Origin of the sequence: Arthrobacter sp. zg-Y1143, assembly GCF_030125565.1 — a bacterium.
Classification (GTDB): Bacteria; Actinomycetota; Actinomycetes; order Actinomycetales; family Micrococcaceae; genus Arthrobacter_B.
In genome coordinates this window covers 227,328-246,820 of sequence record NZ_JASKLW010000009.1, presented here as the reverse complement: position 1 = coordinate 246,820, position 19,493 = coordinate 227,328, and the positions used below count along the sequence as shown (strand labels likewise).

Genomic DNA, 19,493 nt, shown 5'->3' with positions numbered 1-19,493 from the left:
TCTCGAAAGGACGGGCCATTGCAGGAACCGATGCGAGCAACCCAGGTCGATTTGGCCCGGGAACTCCGCCCGGAGTTTGCCCCGTACCTGGGGATGATGGACTTCCTTGGCGCCCTGCTGGGACCCCGCAGCGAAATTGTGCTGCACGACACCACCGACCTCAACCGTTCCGTGGTCGCACTGACCAACGGATACGTCAGCGGACGCGCCCTCGGCGCCCCGGCCACCGATCTGGTCCTGAAAGTGCTCCGCAACGGCGAGCACCATGACACCGATTACTTCGCCAACTACCTCGCCGAGTCGGCCGCGGGCGGACGGTTCCGATCCTCCACCTTTTTTATCCGCGACAGTGAAGCGGCAGTAATCGGCCTGCTCTGCATAAACATTGACGACACAGCCCTCGTGGCTGCCCGCGATGCCCTGGACGCGCTGACCGCCACCGGAAGCATCCGCAAAGAGGCCGCCACCGCTCCGAACTCGACGCCTTCTCCCTACCCCCCTGCACCTATTGGTGCCGTAGCTGAACGCCTGAGTACGAGTGTTGAGGACCTCACCCTCGACAGCGTGTCGCGTCACGTTGCATCCCAGAATGTTCCGCCGCTTCGAATGACGTCGGACGAGAAGATGGCCATCGTGCGGGACCTCGACGAAGCCGGCACCTTCCTGCTCAAGGGCTCAGTAGCCAAGGCAGCTTCCGCCCTGCACGTCTCCGAACCCACGGTCTACCGCTACCTCAAGCAGGTCCGGCAGGAGGCCTGACCGCCGGCCCCTTCCCGCGGCCGGCGGTCCGGGCTCGGTGCTTCAGGGCACCAGCGTCGCGAACACCACGTAGTTGTCGTCAAATTCGCCGCTGGCTGCGTCAAATCCGTCGCAGGTGATCAGCCTCAGCTCCGCCGCCTCGGTGTTGCCGTACACCTCCAGGGTCGGAAAGTCGGCCTTCCCGTACTGCTCTCCGCGGTCCACGGTGAAAACCGCCGTGGAACCGTCCTCGCGGTCAACGTTGATGCGGTCCCCCGGGCGGAGGTCGCGCAGGCCGGCAAAGACGCCCGGGCCGCCGCCGGTGGCATTAACGTGTCCCAGCAGGACTGCCGGGCCGCGGTCGCCGGGCGCCGGCGAGCCTGTGTACCAACCCGCCGGTGAGCCCGGTGGTTCCGGGGGAACCTCAAGTGTGCCGTCATCGCGCAGCCCCAATGGCAGCAGCTGCGAGTTTGTTCCGATGGCCGGAATGGACAAGGAAACAGGGGCGGCAGCCGCAGGCTGCGCAGCGGGCGGGGCCGCCGTCGCAGTGGGCGGGGCCGCCGTCGCAGCGGATTCAGCAGCCGGTGCCGGAAGGGCCGTGGACGCCGTGGACGCAGCCGGACTCCCGCCCTCCGGCATGGTGTTTCCCGCACAGCCGCCCAGCAGGAGGAGGGCGGCCGCCGCGCCGGTCAGCACGCGGCGGCCGTGTGCAGATACCTTCATGGCATCCGCTAGGCGCGCGCGCGGCGGCGGAGAACAGCTACCGCTGCACCGGCCAGCGCCAGGAAGCCAAATCCGGCGCCGGCGACGGCGGTGCCGGCAGCACCGTTGTCACTCTCCACTCCGGTATCAGCACCACCGGCGGGCATGTCGGCCATCTGAGAGCCGACCAGCGTGCCGCAGGCGGCGGGCAGGGTCGCGGCTGCGGGCAGGGCCGGGTCCAGGTCGGACATCTTTGCGGCCGCGGCCTCAGGCATCCGTGACGGGTCCACACCGTGCACCACAACCACCGCACTGCCGTCCTTGAGCGAAGCGGCCGTTTCCGGGCTCAGTTCCAGGGTCCGCTCGTAGGTGTAGGCGGATCCGCCCGGGAAGCGTTCCACAGCCAGCGCGGAATCGGGGCTGCTGTCCCCCTCCGTAGTCAGCGAGGTGCCAATGTGTCCGTAGAACGGGTGGCCTTCGGTAGTGTCCACCACGCCGTCGCCGTCTGTATCGGCGTCCGGGCCGGGGCAAACACCCTGGGCCGCGATGTGGATGTGCTGGGCGTGCGGGAAGGGTCCGTCCATAAAGGTCTCGGCAGCACCGGACACGTTGACGGTGACCTTGGCTTCGGTTCCGTGGACCTCCACCATGGCTTGTCCCGTGGTGCCGGAATTGTTCATCGTGTTCAGTGTGGCCTGGCTGGACCAGGAGTCCTCGCCGTGGGCCATCGCCGGACCGGTGGACAGCGCCACGGCACCCAGGGCCAGGGTAGGAACAGCAAGCAGACGCATCTTCTTATTCATGATCGTGTCCTTCGTGAGGTCGGGTGTGTGTAACAGCACAGGTTCGGAGCCGAGCCGCGAGCGGATGGGTCGCGGGAAGAAAAACCTGCAGAAGCTTCCCGGACCGCCCGTTCCCGCCGGACCCGTCCGTTCGGCGTCCGGCGGCGAACAGTACATATGGACAGACAGCGGATAAACGGCGCACATGGGCCGGACAGCGGACGTGGATCCCGGTGCGGGTGGCGCCGCGGAGTGGTGATGTGACAGTGTTCTCGGCGGGAACGCCCGCCACCGCACCGCGGTTGGGGCGGGGTAGTCGAAGGGACAATCCGTGGAAGCCAATGAATGACCCGCGCATAGACCGGAGGGATCCCGGTCAGACTTCCGCGGATACGTCCCCCGAAGGCGGCGAAAGCCACGGGCCGGACCTCGCGGACCTGGTGCGGCGCAGCGGCAACGGAGATGAAGCGAGCTTCGCGGCGCTCTATGACGCCACCTCCACGAAGGTCTACGGCTTGGCGTTACGCGTGGTCCGGTCCCCGGAGATCGCCGCTGAAGTTGTCCAGGAGGTTTATCTGATGGCCTGGCAGCAGTCGGAGCGGTTCGATTCGGCGCTGGGCTCGGTGCCGGCTTGGTTGTGTACCCTCGCCCACCGCCGGGCCGTGGACCGGATCCGCCAACTGGTCCGTGAGCGTGAGCGGGAACAAACCTATGAAGAAGAGCGGACCGAACCGCCGGCTGACCAAACCTGGCAGGAAGTGGAACAGAGTATGGACGCCCACCAGGTCCGCGACGGGCTGGATACCCTCAGCCCCCTCCAGCGCGAGGCGGTGGCATTGGCCTACTATCAGGGATGCACGCACCGTCAGGTGGCCGAGCACCTCGGCATTCCACTGGGCACGGCCAAAGCCCGGATCCGTGACGGGTTGAAGAGTCTCAAATCAGTGCTGGGGGGAGAACGGTGAACAGCTCAGACCGCCATGTTGGCGCCGACACCCTCCATGAGCTGGCGCCGCTGTATGCCGTGGACGCCCTTGAGCCGCAGGAACGCGCCGGCTTCGAGCAGCACCTGGCAAAGTGCCCGCAGTGCCGGGCCGAGGTGGCGGAGTACGCCGAGGTCGGCGCCTATCTGGCAGCCCAAAAACAGGAAGAGCCTCCTGCGGAGCTGCGCAGTTCGGTGCTAGCGGCCATCCACGGCACCAAGCCGGGGCAGGTGGCCGAGGTCGCTTCCCTGGACGAGCGGCGACGGAGCCGCCGTCGTTCCCTGCTGGCCGCGGCGGCAGCCGCCGTCCTGATTCCGGGCATTGCCCTGGGCGGTTGGGGACTGGGCGTCCAGTGGGAGCAACGGCAGCAGGAGCAGTCCGCAGCAGCCGAACAGGTCCGTGAGAATTCTTTGTTGTCCGCACCCGATGTCACGACCCACCGGCTGGACGTGAACGGTTCGCCGGCCACACTGGTCATCTCGCAGGACCAGGACGCGGCGTTATTCGTGGCCGGCGGCCTGCCGGATGCGGGCGAGGGTGAGGAATACCAGCTGTGGCTGCTTGAGGACGATACACCCATCCCCAATGTGCGCTTCACCGGCGGTGATGTCCGGATCTGGCTCGACGGCGATGTGTCCGCGGCCGGGGCAGTGGCCATGACCGTGGAACCGGAGGGCGGCTCGGAAGCACCTACGCTGCCGATCCTCGCCGTCGCCGAACTCTAGCATTCACCCGTGCGGCCCAAGGGCTATTCGTAGCTGAAGAACCCCTGCCCGGTCTTGCGGCCCAGCTCGCCGCGGGCCACCTTGTCGCGCAGGATCTGCGGCGGGGCGAACCGGTCCCCCAGCGTGGAGTGCAGGTACTCGGCAATGCCAAGCCGCACATCCAGCCCCACCAGGTCCGTGGTGCGCAGCGGTCCGGTGGGGTGCCGGTAGCCCAGCGTCATGGCAGCGTCGATGTCCTCGGCGGAGGCCACGCCTTCCTCCACCATGCGCATGGCTTCCAGGGCAATCGCAACGCCCAGGCGGGAGGAGGCGAAGCCGGGGGCGTCATGGACCACGACGGCGGTTTTGCCCAGGGCGCTGATCCAGTCCCGGGCGGTGCGGGCCAGTACGTCGGAGGTGGCCGCCCCCAGGACCAGTTCCACCAGCTTGGAAGCAGGCACCGGGTTGAAGAAGTGCAGGCCGCAGAAGCGTTCGGGGCGGGCCAGTTCGGCGGCCAGCTTGTCCACGGACAGGGAGGAGGTGTTGGTGGCCAGCCAGGCGCCGTCGTCGAGGTGTTCCTCCACAGCCCGCAGCGCGGCAGCCTTTAGCGCGAAGTCCTCCGGCACCGCTTCCACCACCAGCCCGCAGCGGGCAAACTCGGCATAGTCCACGGCAAACACGGCACGTTCGGCCAGCTCGCGTGCGCTTTCATCGGTATCGCCTCGTTCCACGCTTTTGGCGAGGGACCCGGTGACACGGGCGCGGGCGGCGTCGGCGGCGTCCCGGTCGCGTTCCACCACCACCACCTCCGCCCCGGCGAGCAGGAAGGCATGGGCTATGCCGGCGCCCATCCGTCCGCCGCCCAGTACACCCACCCGGTCCGGAACGACGGCGGTGTTCTCGTTTTCATCGGTCACGGCCGGTCTCCTTGCGGTCCAGGAACGCCTGCATGCGTTCAAACTTGGCGGCGGATTCAAACAAGATGCCCTGGGCCAGGTTGTCGATCAGCGGGTGGGCCTCCCGCGGAGCGGAAAACGCACTTTTGGTCAGGCGGAGGGCCAGCGGATCGGCGGCACCGATCCGGTCTGCGAGCGCGTGGGCGGCCGGCAGCAGCTGGGCCGGTTCGTGCAGTGCGGTAACCAGCCGTGCTGCGAGTGCTTCATTAGCGTCCAGGATCCGGCCGGCCAGCAGCATTTCCTTGGCCAACGGTTCCCCCACCAGTTCCTTCAACCGCCAGGTGGCACCGGCGGCGGCCATAATGCCCAAGCCTGCTTCGGGCTGGCCGATCTTCAGCCGCGGAGTGCCCAGCCGGAAATCGGCAGCATAGGCCAGTTCAGCGCCTCCGCCCAGCGCGTACCCGTCCAGCGCGGCAATCACGGGCAGCGGCAAGGCGGCAAGGCGGGCGAAGATCCCGGAGTTGATGCCTGCCAGCGCGTCGTCGCGGCGCCGTTCGCGCAGCTGGGCAATGTCGGCTCCGGAGGCAAAGACTCCCTTCCCCGACACCTCGGTGCCGGAGAGGATCAGCGTCCGCGGCCGGCGTTCAAGCTCGGCGCATACTGCGTGGAGTTCATCCACCATGAGCTGGTCGATGGCATTGCGGACCTCGGGCCGGTTCAGCCGGACATGGATCCGGTCATCTCCCTCGGTGACCAGCAGCGTCGAAAATCCGTCCAGCGCTGCAGCGCCTGGCGGGCGGTTTGTCACGGCGGCACGTCCTTTCGTTCCCGCCCGCGTCCTTGCAGGCTGTCCCGGTCCAGTATTACCCAGCATGCCCGTCCGATATGACACGGCTCACTGGGTTCCCGGTGCCGGGTTCTGATCCGCCCAGCGGATCAGCTCACGGGTCATTGCCCGGTAACCGTCCCGGGTGGGGTGCAGCAGCTCCTGGTCCGCGGCCCGTGAGCCGGCTGCCTCCAGCAGGCCGGAAACGTTGGCGGTATGGACATACGGGTCCCGGCTACAGGCGCCGTGGCCGGTCAGGGCGCCCTCCACCGCGTCCACGTAGAAGATGTTGGCGGCAGGGGAAGCAACCACGGCGGAGCGGATGGTCGCGTTCAGGTCGGTGATCAGCTGGCGGGCGAAGGCCTGTTCGCCGGGGTCCAAGCGTCCGCAGCCGTCCTGCGGAGCATCGAACAGCTGCGGATACGGGAGCACCAGCACCGGTACGGTGACGGCGGCCGCCGTGCGGGAATAGGCCTCGGCCAGGGCCGGCTGCAGGCCGGCGAGCTGCTCTGCCGCGTCCTCCCGCAGCTGCGGGTTCTCGCTGCAGGACTGTGCCTCGAGCAGGCACGCCTGCAGGAGGCCGGCGAAGTCCAGGTCATTGCCGCCTACTGAAAGCAGTACAAGCGTGGGGTCTGCGGCTTGGAGCTGTTCGAGCTGGGCGGGCACGGATTCGGCGTCCCGGCCGGAATCGCCGGTCACCAGTTGCTGCAGCGCTTCAAGGTGGCCGGTGGTGGCACGGGAACAGGCGATATTTGTTATGTTCTCGGGCGCAAACAGGTCCGTTCCCACCGGGTGCAGGCTGCGGTGGCAGGAATCGCGGTAGCCCGGAACAGCCGGGCGATAATCTCCGGCGCCTTCACCCGCAGCGAAGGAGTCACCCAGCAGCACCAGGCGGCCGGCGTCGCCGCTTCTGCCGGCCAGCCAGCCGGAGGGCACCGGGAGGGCCGTTGTGGAGGACGGGGCCGGCGTCGAGGACGGGGCCGGGATTGGCGCTGCAGAGCTGGAGCCGGCTGGCCTTGGCGCGGATGGGGCGGGCCGGTGCTCCGGTGTGGTGCCCGAACAGGCAACCAGGAACACGGCCATGCCCGCGGCGGCCGCCGTCCTGCGCCGTACCCTCATGTTCCTGCGGTACCGCCCGGAGAACGGCAGTTTCGGTGTCCTCATAACGCCTCTCGGGTGGTGTCGGATGAAAAGGCAGCCGGCGCCGTCGCTGGTGCGACGACGCCGGCTGCCGTGGTGCGGTACCTACTGCTGGCGGCGGTTCAATGCCTCATTCACGGCCGGATCGCCCAGCTGGCCAAGCCAGCTGAGCAGATCCGGGTACGTGGACGGGTTCGCCGCCACCGCTACCCGCGCCCGCGGATGGGTGGCCAGCTCCTGCAGCCGGGCCAAAGGCGTTGCCGGATCCGCTGCTTCTGCCAGGAGTGCGGCATCGGGATCGGCAGCGGGGACGCGGCGGACGGTTTCTTCGGTCGCTTCCTCGTCGGCGGGCTGCTGAGGCTCGGCCGGCGCCACGTGTGCTTGCTGCTCCCGCGGGGTGTGCCCCTGAGGAGCCTGCTCCTGAACGGGTGCCTGCTCCTGAGCCGGGGCCTGCTGGTGCTGCGGCTGCCCAGGTGCCGGCTGGGTTCCCGGAGCGGACTGCTGCCCGGGGAACTGCTGGCCCGGTTGTCCGCCAAACTGCGGCGGCTGCTGACCCTGCGGACCAGCGAACTGCCCGGGCTGTGCCGGCTGCTGGAACGGAACCTGCTGCGCACCGTAGAGGGCTGCCGGCGTCGGAATGCCCGGAGTGTGCGACGGCGCCTGCTGGCCCGGAGCTCCTGCAAAGTTGAACCCGGTACGGCTGCCGGCAGCAGGCAGCGAGGTGAAGTGTGCGCGGACCGCACGGTTCAGCCACAGCACGGCAAGCACGCCGAAGGCCAGGATCCAGCCAAGCACCAGGACCATGGACTCGACTGGCGAGCTGGGAATACCCTCACTGAACGGTGAGCCATCGGATCCCGCGACCGCCCAGACAATCATCAGGATCAGGGCAATAACGAACAGCCCGACGGCGTAGGCACTGCCCATCACGAACGTGGACCGTCCGTCGCGGTAAAGCAGCCGCGGCGCCAGCACGGTGCCGACGGCCGCAACGAGGCCCAGGATCAGCGTGACTACCCAGGGGGCAATAACGTCGTACTCGTTCACCAAGGCCACGGTCAGGCCCACCAGCGAAAAGACCACGACGGCGCAGGACAGGAGCAACGCCAGGAACAGGAACGGCTTAAGTGCAGCCTTGCGGTCGCCGGGGGCCGCGACAGTACGTTCCGTGAGACGGGCAACAGACGGTGCTGACATCACAACGCCGAACGCCATCCAGAACATCTGAGGGAAGCCGATCCAGCCCGGGGTGACTGAGATGTCGAAGGCCTCGGCGCGGGTTAGCGAAATTAAGGCCAGGAACGCGGTGCCCACGCCTAGGACGACACCCAGGAAACGCCAGGGGTCTTCCCCACGCCGGACCCGCAGTGTGATGAAGGCCAGGATGAATACGGCAAGGCCCGAACCCAGGATGGCCAGGACCAGGCTGACCCCCATGTGGTCGACATCGATGTCCTCCGGCACAATCTGGATCGCTGCTTGGACAAGGTCAACAACTACGACAACTGCGGCGAGACCCACCACGCCAAACGCGATGAACAGCCAACGCCGGTTCCGGGCGCCGTCGGCGTCTCCATCGGCAATTTCCGCGCGCCGCGGTTGTGCGGCAAGCAGCGCTCCGGCCAGGCCGAAGGCCACCGCTGCACCCAGCCCGTAGAAGTTGGAGTAAGTGTCTTTGGCCAGCATGCTCAGGACCAGGTACACGAGCACCAGCACCACGTACGGGACATTGGCCAGGAGCCTGATGTCCTGAATGGCCCGGTAACCAACTTTCTGTCCCAGCATTCCGGCACGCCAGAGGTAGCTGACGCCAAGGGAGAGCATGCTGAGGATGGTGATCAGCAGGACGTCGACCCGGCCCCAGGCCTTGGCCTCGTTCTCTTCGTAGGTGTCAAGTCCCCAGCACCAGGTCATAAACAGCGAAAAGAACAGGGCCAGGAACGCAATGCCGTCCCGGACATAGTCGCTGACCGGGACGCCGGCAAATGCGGACGGACGCTTGGGCGCCTGCTGCACGGGCGGCTGCGGGTAACCCTGCGGGTAAGGGTAGCCCTGCGGGTAAGGGTAGCCCTGCGGGTACGGGTAGCCCTGCGGCGGCTGCTGCTGGCCGTAACCCTGCGGCTGACCCGGCAGGCCGTAACCCTGCGGCGGCTGCTGGCCGTAACCCTGCGGCTGACCGGGCTGCGCGTAACCCAGCGGCGGCTGCTGGCCGGGCTGGCCATAACCCTGCGGCGGCTGCTGACCGTAACCCTGCGGCGGCTGCTGACCGTAACCCTGCGGCCGACCCGGCTGCGCGAAGCCCTGCGGATGACCCGGCTGGCCCGGCTGACCGTAACCCTGCCCCGGCTGGGCGAAGCCCTGGCGGGGGTGGCCTGCGGCGGGGGCACCGGCGGGGGCGAACTGCGGCTCACGTACCTCGGCGGCGGCTGCAGGGGTCCCCGCGCCGGCGGACTCCGGTCCGGCCGTTCCGGCTTCGCCGGCAGGACCGGCCGCAGGAGTTTCTCCGGAAGGACCCGAAACGGGCTGCGCCGGGGCGGAGCTGGTTTCCGGCGAAGTGTCGGCGCCCATGGCGTGCCCGCACTCCGGGCAGAACCGGCCTCCCGGTTCTTGTGGTTTACCGCATTCTGGACAGAATTTCATGGTGCCTTCCCTTGGGTTTCTACGTCGTGTGCGCCGGCAGTCGCCGGGAAATCTTGAAGACTGGTGCACCCGCACCGGGACGGGCATGCCGTCCCGGTACCGGTGCACGTTACTTGCGTTCGATGCTGATGTTGTAGCTGAGCATCATGGAGCCGTCACCGCCGTCGATCATCCGGACGGTCATGGTGTGGCCCTTGCCGTCATTGGGATACGGGATGGGGAGCTCACCGCGTCCTCCCTGCGCAATGTCCAGCTTGTGTTCCTGGCCGTCCAGGGTCACGCCGATGACAATCGGTGACGTGGAGGAACCCATCACAGTCACCACGGCCTCTGACTCGCCGTCGCTGGCAGCCATGTCGTGGCTCATGGTCTCCCCTGGCATCAGCAAGCCGTAGGCAGAGTCCTCCGGGGCGTCAGGCGCCGTCGCAGGCGCCGTCGAGGGCGAGGCGGAGGGTGACGGCGTCGTCGAAGGCGACTTCGTGGACGACGAATAGCCGTCGTCCTCGGTCAGCGTAAGTTCCTTGGAATAGTTGGTGTCGCTGCCGTTCTCGGCAAACTCGCCGTCCCATTCATAGCCGGCGAAGACCACCAGCTTGTAGTCACCTGCCGGAATCTCATCGCCGTAGCCCAGGGTGCCGATCTCTTCCTTGCCGTCCTCGGAGTACACGGTGATGGTGCCGAACTCGTATTCGTCATCGGCCGTCAGTTCCATGTCCTCATCCAGGCTCAGGGAGAGCACCGCGTAACCAGCCGAGTTGAACTCCACTTCAGTGGCTTCATCAAGCACGATATCTCCGCTGGGATCCTCGCTGCTGGCGAGTTGCATCAAGGCCAGGGCCTGCTCCCGGGTGAGCGAATCCGACCACCGAATCATCCAGTCAACAACGGTGTCCTCCATGCTGACCCGCCATTTGCCGTCCTCTTTGACCGTGGTCAGGGAGAACTCCTTCACCCCGCCGAACATCTCCGGCGACGCGTTCGAGGAGTAGCCGGAACCGTTCAGGCAGAAGCTGTCCGAATCTGTTTCACCCTCGATGCAGTCCTTGGTCACTGTGATCTCGTCGCCGTATCCGCTTTCCAGCGTGATGTTCTCGACGACGGCGCTGGCACGGTCTCCGTCCGTTTCACCTTCGGAGAAGCGTACGTCGCTCACGTTCAGCTCTTCCCCGGCCACGCCCTCCAGGACCGAGTCGAACATTTCGCCGTAAAGGTACAGGAGGCCGCCTTCGTGGACGGACAGTGTTCCGGCCAGCGGCTCCACGCTCCCCTTGTCCATCACCTCGGGCAGCGACTCCACCATGGCCTGCGCCGCCTCGGCGGGACTGTTGCTGCCGCCTGCGGAATCCGGCACGGAGCCGTGGCCGAAGTCTTCGCTCTGGTTGACCATTTCCACCACGCTGTACGTGGGGCTGATGTACCAGCTGCCGTCACGCTTGGTGGCGACCAGCGTCAGGGCCGATCCGTCCGGTCCCAGCTCAGACAGCTTTGTGGTCTCGTCAATCTTTTCCTCACCCGCGTCACCCGATGCGCCCAGCAGGGACCGCAGCTGTCCGTTGGTGGCGTCCGGGTCCACCTGCACCCGGACTTCACCCTCGGTGTACTTGATCAGGGCCGTGTTCTCGTCAATCTCTGTGATTTCCGGCGCAACGTCCGTGAAGGTGATGTCGACGCCGTCGAACGTCAGTTCGTCCGAGTTTTCTTCCTCGCCGCGGCCAACCTTGTCCATGGCGTCTTGGATCCCGAATTCGTCCATCTTCTCTTCGACGTGTTCCTGCAGCCGCTGAAGCGGCTCACGCTCGTTCGGGGGAACCAGCCCGACCAGGGACACCACGTCCTTGGATTCGATAGATTCCAACAGCTTGTCTGCTGCAGCCTCCGGGGAGCCGGCGCCGCCGCGGACGATGTTCTGCACAAAGAAGTACGCTCCGATGCCCAGGGCAAGCAGGATCGCCAGGACCACAACCAGGATGATTACCTTGCGGTTGGGTTTTTTCGGCGTTTCGGAGCCCGACGGCGGCACACCGGGTCCGGCGGGGCCGTTGCCGTTGTTGTTCGCGCCGTTGCCGGGGCCGTTGAAGTTATTGCCGTTGCCGGGGCCGTATCCGCCGGGATTGGCGGAAGCGCCGGCACCCTGGCTCGGAGCGTGTGGGGCGAAGCTTCCGGCCGTTGCGTAGGCGCCGGTGGGGGCGACAACGGGCGGATCAAATACCGAGGTTGTCGGGTTGGACGCACCCGCTTGGGCCGGGGGCTGCTCGAAGCGCTGCGTGGGCTGGGAATCCGTAGGCCCGGCGGTCGGCTGCTCGAAGCGCTGCGTCGGCTGGGAATCCGTAGGCCCGGCGCTCGGCTGCTCGAAGCGCTGCGTCGGCTGCTCATTTTGGTCCCCGGAACCGGCGGTGCGCGAAGCATCCGGGTCGGCAGGAGCTGCGGTTCCACTGTCATGCTGCGCCGGCTGAGGCGCCTGGCAGTTGGTACAGAACTTCCAGTGCGGCTGTAGTGCAGCGCCGCAGCTCGTGCAGTTTTTCAATTCTCCCCCAGGTAGTTACGCCCGGAAGGAGTAAGTGATGGTCCCCCCGAGCCAACAGATACGTATCGCAGAAGACCCTAGCACGCTGTTCGGCCCACTGTTGCGGCGGTCACAGGCGTGGGAACAAGGAATTCATTTGCGGGATACACCCCGCCTCCAGCCAGCGGCGAAAGGTGCTGGTTTCCCGGACCAGGACTCCCCCAGCACACACAGGTTCCCACTCTCTGTTACTGGTGTGATTCGAGGGAACCCATCAGCCTCACCAATAACAGAGCGTGGGAAAACCTGCTCGCCTATGAGGCAACGCCCGCACTCCCTTCTGCCGACCCGTCCCGTTCCGGCCCCTCCCGCCGACCCCGGTCGGTCCCGCAGGCTGACCCGACCCCGGGATACAGGACATCCCGCCGCCCAGGTCCTGGTGCAGCGGGATGTCCCTTAGTTATGCAGTTAGTTGCAGTTAGTTGCAGTGATGCAGTGAGTTGCACCCGCCTCGGCTCGAGGCCGTGCAAAGCACAAACGGCCTGCAGCTAGGCTCCGCGCCGCGCGAGGGCCTCGTTTACGCCGGCGTCGTCCAGTGCGGCCAGCCATTCAAGCAGTTCCGGGCCTGCCGCGGGGTTCGCGGCAACGGCAGGCCGGGCCAGGGGATGATCGGTCGCCAGTTCCTGGAGCCGCAGATGGCTTGTGCCCGGATCCTCCGCTTCGGCAAGGATGGCCACCTCGGCCGGATCCACCTGCGAAGCCGGGGCAGCAGAGGCGCCGCCGCCAACAATGTCGGCCGCCGGAATGTTCATCACGGGGCTGGCGATCCGGCTCCCCTGGTCCTGGGGCAGCGTCTGGTCCTGCGGCAGCGTCTGGTCCTGCGGCAGCGCCTGGTCCTGCGGCTGAACATGATCCTGAGCCTGAGTGTGGTCCTGAGTGTGGTCCTGCATGCAGTCCTCCTTCAAACGGCGCCTTGGTAAGTAGGCTTTCCTTTATCCTTCCAGACGGCAGCCGTCCCTGCCCAATCAAGCGCCTCTGCAAGCACCCCAAGACCCCGGCCCACGGACACCGCGCCGCGCGCCGCGGCACCGCCCCGGCCCGGCGTCCCCGCCGCCGCTACCGGTGGTAGTTGCCCGCGCCCTTTCCGGTGCGACATACTGAACCCCTAATTCCGTTTGGAACAAAGCCATCCTCTACCTAGTTTTTGCCTACCCCGGCCACCGGCTGCGTGCAGGAACTGAAGGAGCTGCAAGCAGAGTGTTTCTCAAGACTTTCGGTTGGTCGTTCGCCATTACGGCCGTCGCGCTGGTCATCGCGTTCTTCTACGGCGGGGTAGAGGCACTTGTCCTTTGCGCCATCCTGGGTGTTCTCGAAATCAGCCTCAGCTTCGACAATGCCGTGGTCAACGCGCGCATCCTCGAAAAAATGAGCCCCTTCTGGCAGAAGATGTTCCTCACCGTCGGCATCCTGATCGCCGTCGTTGGCATGCGCATCATCTTCCCGCTGCTGATTGTGGGCATCAGTGCCAGCATGAACCCCATCGATGCGCTGCAGCTGGCCCTGGAAAAGGGCGACCCGGAGCAGGAAGGCACCTACGGGTACATCCTGCACGAGGCACACCCGCAGATCGCTGCCTTCGGCGGCCTGTTCCTGCTGATGATCTTCCTGGACTTCATGTTCGAGGAACGCGACATCCGCTGGCTGCGCTGGCTTGAGGCCCCGCTGGGCAAGATCGGCAAGATCAACGGCGCCTCCCTCGTGGTTGGCCTCGCCGCCCTGCTGGCCGCGGCCCTGCTGGCCGATGACAAGCACACCACCGACATCTTCATTGCCGGTGTAGCCGGCCTGATCACCTACCTGCTGGTCACGGGGCTGGGCGACATGTTCGACGTCGACGGCGATGAGGATTACGACGCCGACGACGCCGAGGCGCACGAGCCGAAGAAGGGCCCCAACGGTCTGGTCAAGGCCACCGGCAAGGCCGCCTTCATGCTCTTCCTCTACCTCGAGGTCATTGACGCGTCCTTCTCCTTCGACGGTGTCATCGGCGCCTTCGCGATCACCTCGGACCCGATCATCATTGCCCTCGGCCTCGGCCTCATCGGCGCCCTGTTCGTCCGGTCCCTGACCGTCTTCCTGGTCCGCCAGGGCACCCTGGACGAGTTCGTGTACCTGGACCACGGCGCACACTGGGCCATCGGTGCCTTGGCCGCCATCCTGCTGCTCACCATCGAGCTCGAAATCAACGAGGTCATCACCGGTCTGATCGGCGTGGTCTTCATCCTCGCCGCCCTGACCTCCTCGATTGTCCGCAACAAGCGCGTGGCAGCGGCCAACGCCGCCAAAGAACCCGCGTACACCAAATAACAAAGGAGAATCATGGGCCTGAGCCTGCAGAAAGGTCAGTCGCTGTCACTGACGAAGAAGGACGGCGGCGCACTGAGCAAGACGCGTCTGGGACTGGGCTGGGATTCCGCAGCCCCGGTCAAGCGTGGAATCTTCGGCACCAAGAAGGCCGCCGAAGTGGACCTGGATGCCTCAGCCATTTTCTTCGATGCCCACGGCAACGCCGTTGACCAGGTCTGGTACGGCCAGCTGGCCAGCAAGGACGGCTCCGCCAAGCACACCGGCGACAACCTCACCGGTGCCGGCGAGGGCGACGACGAGGTCATCCTGGTGAACCTGCAGGCCGTCTCCCCCGCCGTGCAGCAGATTGTCTTCGTGATCTCCAGCTACAGCCGGCAGACCTTCGACCAGGTGGAGAACGCCTTCTGCCGCCTGATCGACGACTCGACGCCGGGCAGCCCCGAAATTGCCCGCTACCAGCTGACCGACTCGGGCACCCACACGGCCATGGTCATGGCGAAGGTGTCCCGCGACGGTTCGGGCTGGAGCTTCACCGCTCTCGGCGAACGGGCCCAGGGCCGCACGGTCATGGACCTGATCCCCACCGCCGCCCGCTCGCTCTAACCGCACGTCTCAAAGGAGAGCACCTTGTCCAGCCTGACATTGTCCAAAGGAAGCAACCTTTCCCTCACGAAGGCCGATCCGGGGCTGGAACGGGCCCTGATCGGCCTGGGCTGGGACCCGCGCACCACCAGCGGGGATCCCTTTGACCTGGACGCGTCGGCACTGCTGCTGGGCGCCAACGGCAAGGTGCGCTCCCAGGACGACTTCATCTTCTACAACCAGCTGTCCGCCAAGGACGGCTCGGTGGTCCACCAGGGCGACAACCGCACCGGCCTGGGCGACGGCGACGACGAGCAGATCCTGATTGACCTCAGCATCCTGACCGACGACGTCGACCGCGTGGTCATTGTGGTTTCCATCGACCAGGCCGAAGCCCGCCACCAGAACTTCGGCCAGGTGCGCGACGCGTACTGCCGGGTGGTCAACCAGGACACGGACGCGGAAGTGGTCCGCTACGACCTCAGCGAAGACGCGGCAGCGGAAACCTGCATGATCTTCGCGGAGATCTACCGCAACCGCGGAGAGTGGAAGTTCCGCGCCATCGGCCAGGGCTACGCCTCCGGACTGTACGGAGTCGCCACCGACTTCGGCATCGCCCTCGACTAAACCCATCCCCCGTACTAGGAGCTGAATACCATGGCAGGTCTGACCCTCGCGAAGGGCAACAACCTTTCCCTCACCAAGACCGACCCCGGGCTGCAGAAGGCCGTTGTCGGCCTGGGCTGGGATCCCCGCACCACCACGGGCGAACCCTTCGACCTCGACGCCTCGGCCCTGATGATCGGCGCCAACGGCAAGGTGCGGTCCTCCGACGACTTCATCTTCTACAACCAGCCCGCAGCCAAGGACGGCTCCGTCACCCACCTGGGCGACAACCGCTCCGGCGCCGGTGAAGGCGACGATGAGCAGATCCTGCTGGACCTGACCTCCATGGCCGCCGACGTCGAGCGCGTGGTCATTGTGGTCTCCATCGACCAGGCCGACGTGCGCCACCAGAACTTCGGCCAGGTCCGCGGTGCATACTGCCGGGTGATCAACCAGGACAACGACTCCGAGATTGTCCGGTTCGACCTCAGCGAGGACGCCGCACCGGAAACCTCCATGATCTTCGCCGAGGTGTACCGCAACAACGGCGAATGGAAGTTCAAGGCCGTGGGCCAGGGCTACGCTTCGGGACTGGCCGGAATTGTTACCGATTTTGGAGTCCAGCTCAGCTAGGCTCTAGCTTCTCAGCTACACCCCTGCGGGGAGTGCTTCCGCGGGCCGGAACACTCCCCGCACCCATACCGCAGCTCACCTTACGAAAAGGCTGGACCATGACTTCACCGCTGACTCCCCCGGACGCCTCCGAAGCCCTGGTGCTTCAGGCACCCGAACCGCCCGCCCCGGTAGCGCCGAACGACGCTCCGGGAATGGTCCCGGTTCCGGAAGAACGCCGCAAGGAAATTGCCGCCCAGGCGCGTTCCTTCATGGAGGAAGTATCCAAGCTGGACGCCCGCAGCCCGGAGTTCACCGCCCAGGTGGATTCCATCAACAAGCTGGCCGGACAGGAAATGACCACGTCCGCCGGCTACTCCAGCCGCCTGCTGGACCGCTCCTCCACCTCGGTGGCCGGCGCCAAGCGCTCCGGCAACGACGCCCAGAAGAAGGTCGCCACCACTCTGGGCGACCTGCGCAGCACCGTGGAGGACCTGACCCCGAACCAGGCGAACCTGGGCACCGGCCGCAAGATCCTGGGCATCATCCCGGGCGGCAACAAGCTGGCCAAGTACTTCCAGAAGTACGAGTCCGCGCAGGTCCAGCTGGACAAGATCATCAAGTCGCTGATGGCCGGCCAGGACGAGCTGCTCAAGGACAACGCCTCCCTCGCCGGGGAAAAGGTGGAGCTGTGGAAGACCATGCAGACCCTGAGCGAATACTCCGTGCTGGCCGAGTCCCTGGACGCCGCCTGCGTGGAGAAGGTGGACAAGCTCAAGAACTCCGGGCAGATTGAACAGGCCAACGCCTTGGAAGCGGACGTGCTCTTCCCCATCCGGCAGCGCCGCCAGGACATCCTGACCCAGCTGGCCGTCTCCGTGCAGGGCTACCTGGCCATGGACCTGATCCGCAAGAACAACGTGGAACTGATCAAGGGCGTGGAACGGGCCCGCACCACCACCATTTCGGCGCTGCGCACCGCCGTGATCGTGGCCCAGGCACTGGCGAACCAGAAGATGGTCCTGGACCAGATCGACGCCGTGAACGCCACCACGAACAACATGATCCTGAGCACCAGCGAAATGCTGAAGGACCAGACGGCGCGCATCCACCAGCAGGCCTCCAGCTCCGGCGTGAGCGTGGAGACCCTGCAGCGGGCCTTCGACAACGTGTTCCAGACCATGGACGCCATCGACAACTTCCGTTCCGAGGCTGCCCGCAACATGGAGGGCACGGTGAAGTCCCTGGAGAGCACCATCACCCAGGCGAAGCCGTACCTGGAGCGCTCCCGCCAGAGCGAGTCCCGCTAAATGCCGGGCAGGGCAGCTTCCATGCATGAGGCACGGCCGTGGCGATAGGCAGGTTCTTCGGATCCCTTTTCGGCAACACGCCGGAACCGGCGGCGGAGCTGGCGCAGCAAGGCGACCAGCCGCCGTCGGGCCCCGACGCCGAACACCGGGAGACCGTACGGTCACTGGTGAACCTGCGCACCGCCGTCCGCCGCGCCGGAGCTGCCCTGCCGCCGATGGTCTCTTCCATGGTCCGGCAGATCGATGACATCCTGGCCCCGCTGCTGGAGTACGTGGGCAGCAACGGCGCGTCCACCGAGCAGCGGGTGCTGCTCAACGCCATCATCACCAACTACCTTCCGACTCCCCTGCGGGCCTACGTGGCCCTGAATGACCGGGAGCGGACCGACGATTCCGAGGCCACCGCATTGCTCGTTGAACAACTGACCATCCTCGAGGGCATCGCCCGGGATTTGGAGAACCAGGTCCGCACCGGTGCCATCGCCGAGCTGTCCACGCACGGCCGGTTCCTGGATGACAAGTTCTCCCCCTCCTCCCTGACCTTCGGGGAGCAGTAAATGGGTACCCTGGTGGCCGGCGCCAACGCCGCCCTGACCGCGGAAAACCCGGGCCTGACCTCGGTAATGGTGGGCCTTGGCTGGAACGTGATTCCCAGCCGCGGACCGCAGTCCGAGCTGGTGCCGCTGACCCTGCTCTGCGGCCCCGACGGGCGGGTCCTCTCCGATGACCATCTGGTGTTCTTCAACCAGATCGCCAGCCCCGAGGCTTCGGTGCAGTTCGCCGGCGACGAGGACGAGGAACAGATCGACGTCGACCTTTCCCGGGTGCCCGCGTCCGTTACCAAGATTGTGTTTGCCGTCTACGCGGACCCCGAGCTGCGCGGCCCGGGCACCTTCGCCGCCGTGCGCAGCGCCTACATCCGGGTGGCCCGGGCCGACGGCGGGGAACTGGTCCGCTTTGACCTGCCCGCCGCCAACCGGGACAGCATCACCGCCATGATGTTCGGCGAGCTGTACCGGCACCGCAGTGACTGGAAGTTCCGTGCCCTGGGCCAGGGATACACCACCGGGCTCCGCGGGCTCGCCGCCGACTTCGGATTCGACCTCTAGGCAATGGCCGTGAACCGTTCGCGTGCCGTGCGCACCGATCTCCCCTACCTGAGCCGCCGGGTCAAGCCGCGCGCCGCGGCAACCCCGGTTGCTGCCGCACCCGCTGCCTCGACGCCTGTTTCGCCGTCGGCTCCGGATTCACCGGCGGCTCCGGTCTCGTCCGGGACACCGGCAAGCCCGCCCCGCACTACGTCGGCTCCCGCAGCTCCGGCCCCGGGATCCCTCTCGCTGTCCCCGCCGCCACGGCAGCAGGCGGCACCGCCCACCGTCAGCACCTCGCTGTCCCTGGGGCTCTCCCCCAACGCCGAGGCGCACAGCAACCGGGCCACCGCCAACCGGGCCACCGCCAACCGGGCCACCGCCAACGACGCCGAGTCCCGCGGTTCCGGGGCGCCGTCGTCGTCCGCGCCGTCGTCCCCGGCCGCGCCCGCGGCCTCACCCTCCGCCCCCGCCCCGCTGCACACCCGGCTGTTCCCCGCCCCGGGCATCAAGGAGCTGCGCACCCTGGACACCGGCAACCCGGTCCTGCGCCTGACTCCGATGGAATCGGCAGTGGGCAGCCTTGCCGTCGCCGGGACCATCCGCGCCGTCTGGGAAGGCCGGGACTTCAGCACCGGCAGCCAGCCCGCACCCGGTCCCGGAATCCCCGCCGACGCCCTCGAAGGCGTGGCCGTGGACACCCCGGGCAACCGCCGGCTGGTCAGTTACGAAGATGACCTGGCCCTGATCGCGCTGCGCCATTCCGGAATGCTGCGCCGGGCACTGTTCTTCCCCAAGCCCAAACAGCCCATGAACGTGGGCCTGTTCAACGGGGAATCGGTCACCATCCCGGAAGCGGCCGGAGAACGCAGCTTCTACGTGCTCTCGGTCCTGCGGATCGGCAATGTGCTGGAGCTGCGCGCCGAGGTGATGCCCTACGGCATGGAACTGAAATCCATCTGGGAGGCCTTCGGATTCAGCATGACCGCACGTTTCCCGTTCCGGGGGAACTGA

General features: G+C 66.6%; 19 protein-coding genes. 11 read left to right on the top strand and 8 right to left on the bottom strand.

Features of this window, described 5'->3' with window-relative positions; genetic code table 11:
* The first annotated feature begins 30 nt into the window (after positions 1–30).
* A complete protein-coding gene (locus tag QNN98_RS11760; RefSeq protein WP_227926836.1) occupies positions 31–759 on the top strand; it encodes a helix-turn-helix transcriptional regulator in 729 nt (242 codons plus the stop codon).
* A 42-nt stretch (positions 760–801) separates the two neighbouring features.
* Here QNN98_RS11760 and QNN98_RS11755 read toward each other — a convergent pair whose 3' ends face one another.
* The gene (locus tag QNN98_RS11755) at positions 802–1,461 is read right to left on the bottom strand and encodes a class F sortase (protein ID WP_283997314.1); all 660 of its coding nucleotides are present in this window, start codon (positions 1,459–1,461) and stop codon (positions 802–804) included.
* 8 nt (positions 1,462–1,469) lie between these two features.
* Complete coding sequence (locus QNN98_RS11750) at positions 1,470–2,243, bottom strand: hypothetical protein (RefSeq protein ID WP_283997312.1); 774 nt, start codon at positions 2,241–2,243, stop codon at positions 1,470–1,472.
* A gap of 320 nt (positions 2,244–2,563) precedes the next feature.
* Between QNN98_RS11750 and QNN98_RS11745 the strand changes: the two genes are divergently transcribed.
* Both QNN98_RS11745 and QNN98_RS11740 read left to right on the top strand, forming a co-directional pair.
* Positions 2,564–3,187 (top strand): sigma-70 family RNA polymerase sigma factor, encoded by a 624-nt coding sequence (locus tag QNN98_RS11745; RefSeq protein WP_283997310.1) that lies wholly within the window; start codon positions 2,564–2,566, stop codon positions 3,185–3,187.
* Positions 3,184–3,930, top strand: coding sequence for an anti-sigma factor (locus tag QNN98_RS11740; protein ID WP_283997308.1), 747 nt, complete (start codon positions 3,184–3,186; stop codon positions 3,928–3,930). Before QNN98_RS11745 ends, QNN98_RS11740 begins: the two co-directional genes overlap by 4 nt.
* A 23-nt stretch (positions 3,931–3,953) precedes the next feature.
* Here QNN98_RS11740 and QNN98_RS11735 read toward each other — a convergent pair whose 3' ends face one another.
* The 6 genes from QNN98_RS11735 to QNN98_RS11710 form a co-directional block, all read right to left on the bottom strand.
* Entirely contained in the window at positions 3,954–4,760 is an 807-nt protein-coding gene (locus tag QNN98_RS11735) for a 3-hydroxyacyl-CoA dehydrogenase family protein (protein WP_231706335.1), read from the bottom strand.
* A 55-nt stretch (positions 4,761–4,815) separates the two neighbouring features.
* Positions 4,816–5,613: an enoyl-CoA hydratase/isomerase family protein gene (locus QNN98_RS11730; protein WP_283997304.1), complete on the bottom strand. Its 798-nt coding sequence runs from the start codon at positions 5,611–5,613 to the stop codon at positions 4,816–4,818.
* Positions 5,614–5,700: 87 nt separating this feature from the next.
* Positions 5,701–6,567 carry an SGNH/GDSL hydrolase family protein gene (locus tag QNN98_RS11725; RefSeq protein WP_283997302.1) on the bottom strand — a complete coding sequence of 289 codons (867 nt, stop codon included), beginning with the start codon at positions 6,565–6,567 and terminating at the stop codon, positions 5,701–5,703.
* Positions 6,568–6,876: 309 nt separating this feature from the next.
* A complete protein-coding gene (locus QNN98_RS11720; RefSeq protein ID WP_283997301.1) occupies positions 6,877–9,339 on the bottom strand; it encodes a DUF7937 domain-containing protein in 2,463 nt (820 codons plus the stop codon).
* Between the two features lie 181 nt (positions 9,340–9,520).
* A complete protein-coding gene (locus tag QNN98_RS11715; RefSeq protein ID WP_283997299.1) occupies positions 9,521–11,935 on the bottom strand; it encodes a hypothetical protein in 2,415 nt (804 codons plus the stop codon).
* Between the two features lie 527 nt (positions 11,936–12,462).
* Positions 12,463–12,864: a variant leucine-rich repeat-containing protein gene (locus tag QNN98_RS11710; protein ID WP_283997297.1), complete on the bottom strand. Its 402-nt coding sequence runs from the start codon at positions 12,862–12,864 to the stop codon at positions 12,463–12,465.
* A 307-nt stretch (positions 12,865–13,171) separates the two neighbouring features.
* Between QNN98_RS11710 and QNN98_RS11705 the strand changes: the two genes are divergently transcribed.
* The 8 genes from QNN98_RS11705 (at position 13,172) to QNN98_RS11670 (ending at position 19,493) form a co-directional block, all read left to right on the top strand.
* Positions 13,172–14,281, top strand: coding sequence for a DUF475 domain-containing protein (locus QNN98_RS11705; RefSeq protein ID WP_283997295.1), 1,110 nt, complete (start codon positions 13,172–13,174; stop codon positions 14,279–14,281).
* 12 nt (positions 14,282–14,293) lie between these two features.
* A complete protein-coding gene (locus QNN98_RS11700) occupies positions 14,294–14,884 on the top strand; it encodes a TerD family protein (RefSeq protein ID WP_283997293.1) in 591 nt (196 codons plus the stop codon).
* Between the two features lie 24 nt (positions 14,885–14,908).
* Positions 14,909–15,490 (top strand): TerD family protein, encoded by a 582-nt coding sequence (locus QNN98_RS11695; protein WP_227913379.1) that lies wholly within the window; start codon positions 14,909–14,911, stop codon positions 15,488–15,490.
* 30 nt (positions 15,491–15,520) lie between these two features.
* Positions 15,521–16,102: a TerD family protein gene (locus QNN98_RS11690; protein ID WP_227913380.1), complete on the top strand. Its 582-nt coding sequence runs from the start codon at positions 15,521–15,523 to the stop codon at positions 16,100–16,102.
* Between the two features lie 98 nt (positions 16,103–16,200).
* Positions 16,201–17,391 (top strand): toxic anion resistance protein, encoded by a 1,191-nt coding sequence (locus QNN98_RS11685; RefSeq protein WP_227913381.1) that lies wholly within the window; start codon positions 16,201–16,203, stop codon positions 17,389–17,391.
* 38 nt (positions 17,392–17,429) lie between these two features.
* Positions 17,430–17,948 carry a hypothetical protein gene (locus QNN98_RS11680; protein WP_283997288.1) on the top strand — a complete coding sequence of 173 codons (519 nt, stop codon included), beginning with the start codon at positions 17,430–17,432 and terminating at the stop codon, positions 17,946–17,948.
* Positions 17,949–18,500 carry a TerD family protein gene (locus tag QNN98_RS11675; RefSeq protein ID WP_227913383.1) on the top strand — a complete coding sequence of 184 codons (552 nt, stop codon included), beginning with the start codon at positions 17,949–17,951 and terminating at the stop codon, positions 18,498–18,500.
* 9 nt (positions 18,501–18,509) lie between these two features.
* Complete coding sequence (locus QNN98_RS11670) at positions 18,510–19,493, top strand: hypothetical protein (protein ID WP_283997286.1); 984 nt, start codon at positions 18,510–18,512, stop codon at positions 19,491–19,493.

Bases quoted from the DNA above. Each gene is read 5' to 3' on its own strand.
- QNN98_RS11760 (WP_227926836.1), top strand. From the start codon at position 31: ATGCGAGCAACCCAGGTCGATTTGGCCCGGGAACTCCGCCCGGAGTTT.
- QNN98_RS11755 (WP_283997314.1), bottom strand. From the start codon at position 1,461: ATGAAGGTATCTGCACACGGCCGCCGCGTGCTGACCGGCGCGGCGGCC.
- QNN98_RS11750 (WP_283997312.1), bottom strand. From the start codon at position 2,243: ATGAATAAGAAGATGCGTCTGCTTGCTGTTCCTACCCTGGCCCTGGGT.
- QNN98_RS11745 (WP_283997310.1), top strand. From the start codon at position 2,564: ATGAATGACCCGCGCATAGACCGGAGGGATCCCGGTCAGACTTCCGCG.
- QNN98_RS11735 (WP_231706335.1), bottom strand. From the start codon at position 4,760: ATGGGCGCCGGCATAGCCCATGCCTTCCTGCTCGCCGGGGCGGAGGTG.
- QNN98_RS11720 (WP_283997301.1), bottom strand. From the start codon at position 9,339: ATGGGCGCCGACACTTCGCCGGAAACCAGCTCCGCCCCGGCGCAGCCC.
- QNN98_RS11710 (WP_283997297.1), bottom strand. From the start codon at position 12,864: ATGCAGGACCACACTCAGGACCACACTCAGGCTCAGGATCATGTTCAG.
- QNN98_RS11700 (WP_283997293.1), top strand. From the start codon at position 14,294: ATGGGCCTGAGCCTGCAGAAAGGTCAGTCGCTGTCACTGACGAAGAAG.
- QNN98_RS11690 (WP_227913380.1), top strand. From the start codon at position 15,521: ATGGCAGGTCTGACCCTCGCGAAGGGCAACAACCTTTCCCTCACCAAG.
- QNN98_RS11685 (WP_227913381.1), top strand. From the start codon at position 16,201: ATGACTTCACCGCTGACTCCCCCGGACGCCTCCGAAGCCCTGGTGCTT.
- QNN98_RS11675 (WP_227913383.1), top strand. From the start codon at position 17,949: ATGGGTACCCTGGTGGCCGGCGCCAACGCCGCCCTGACCGCGGAAAAC.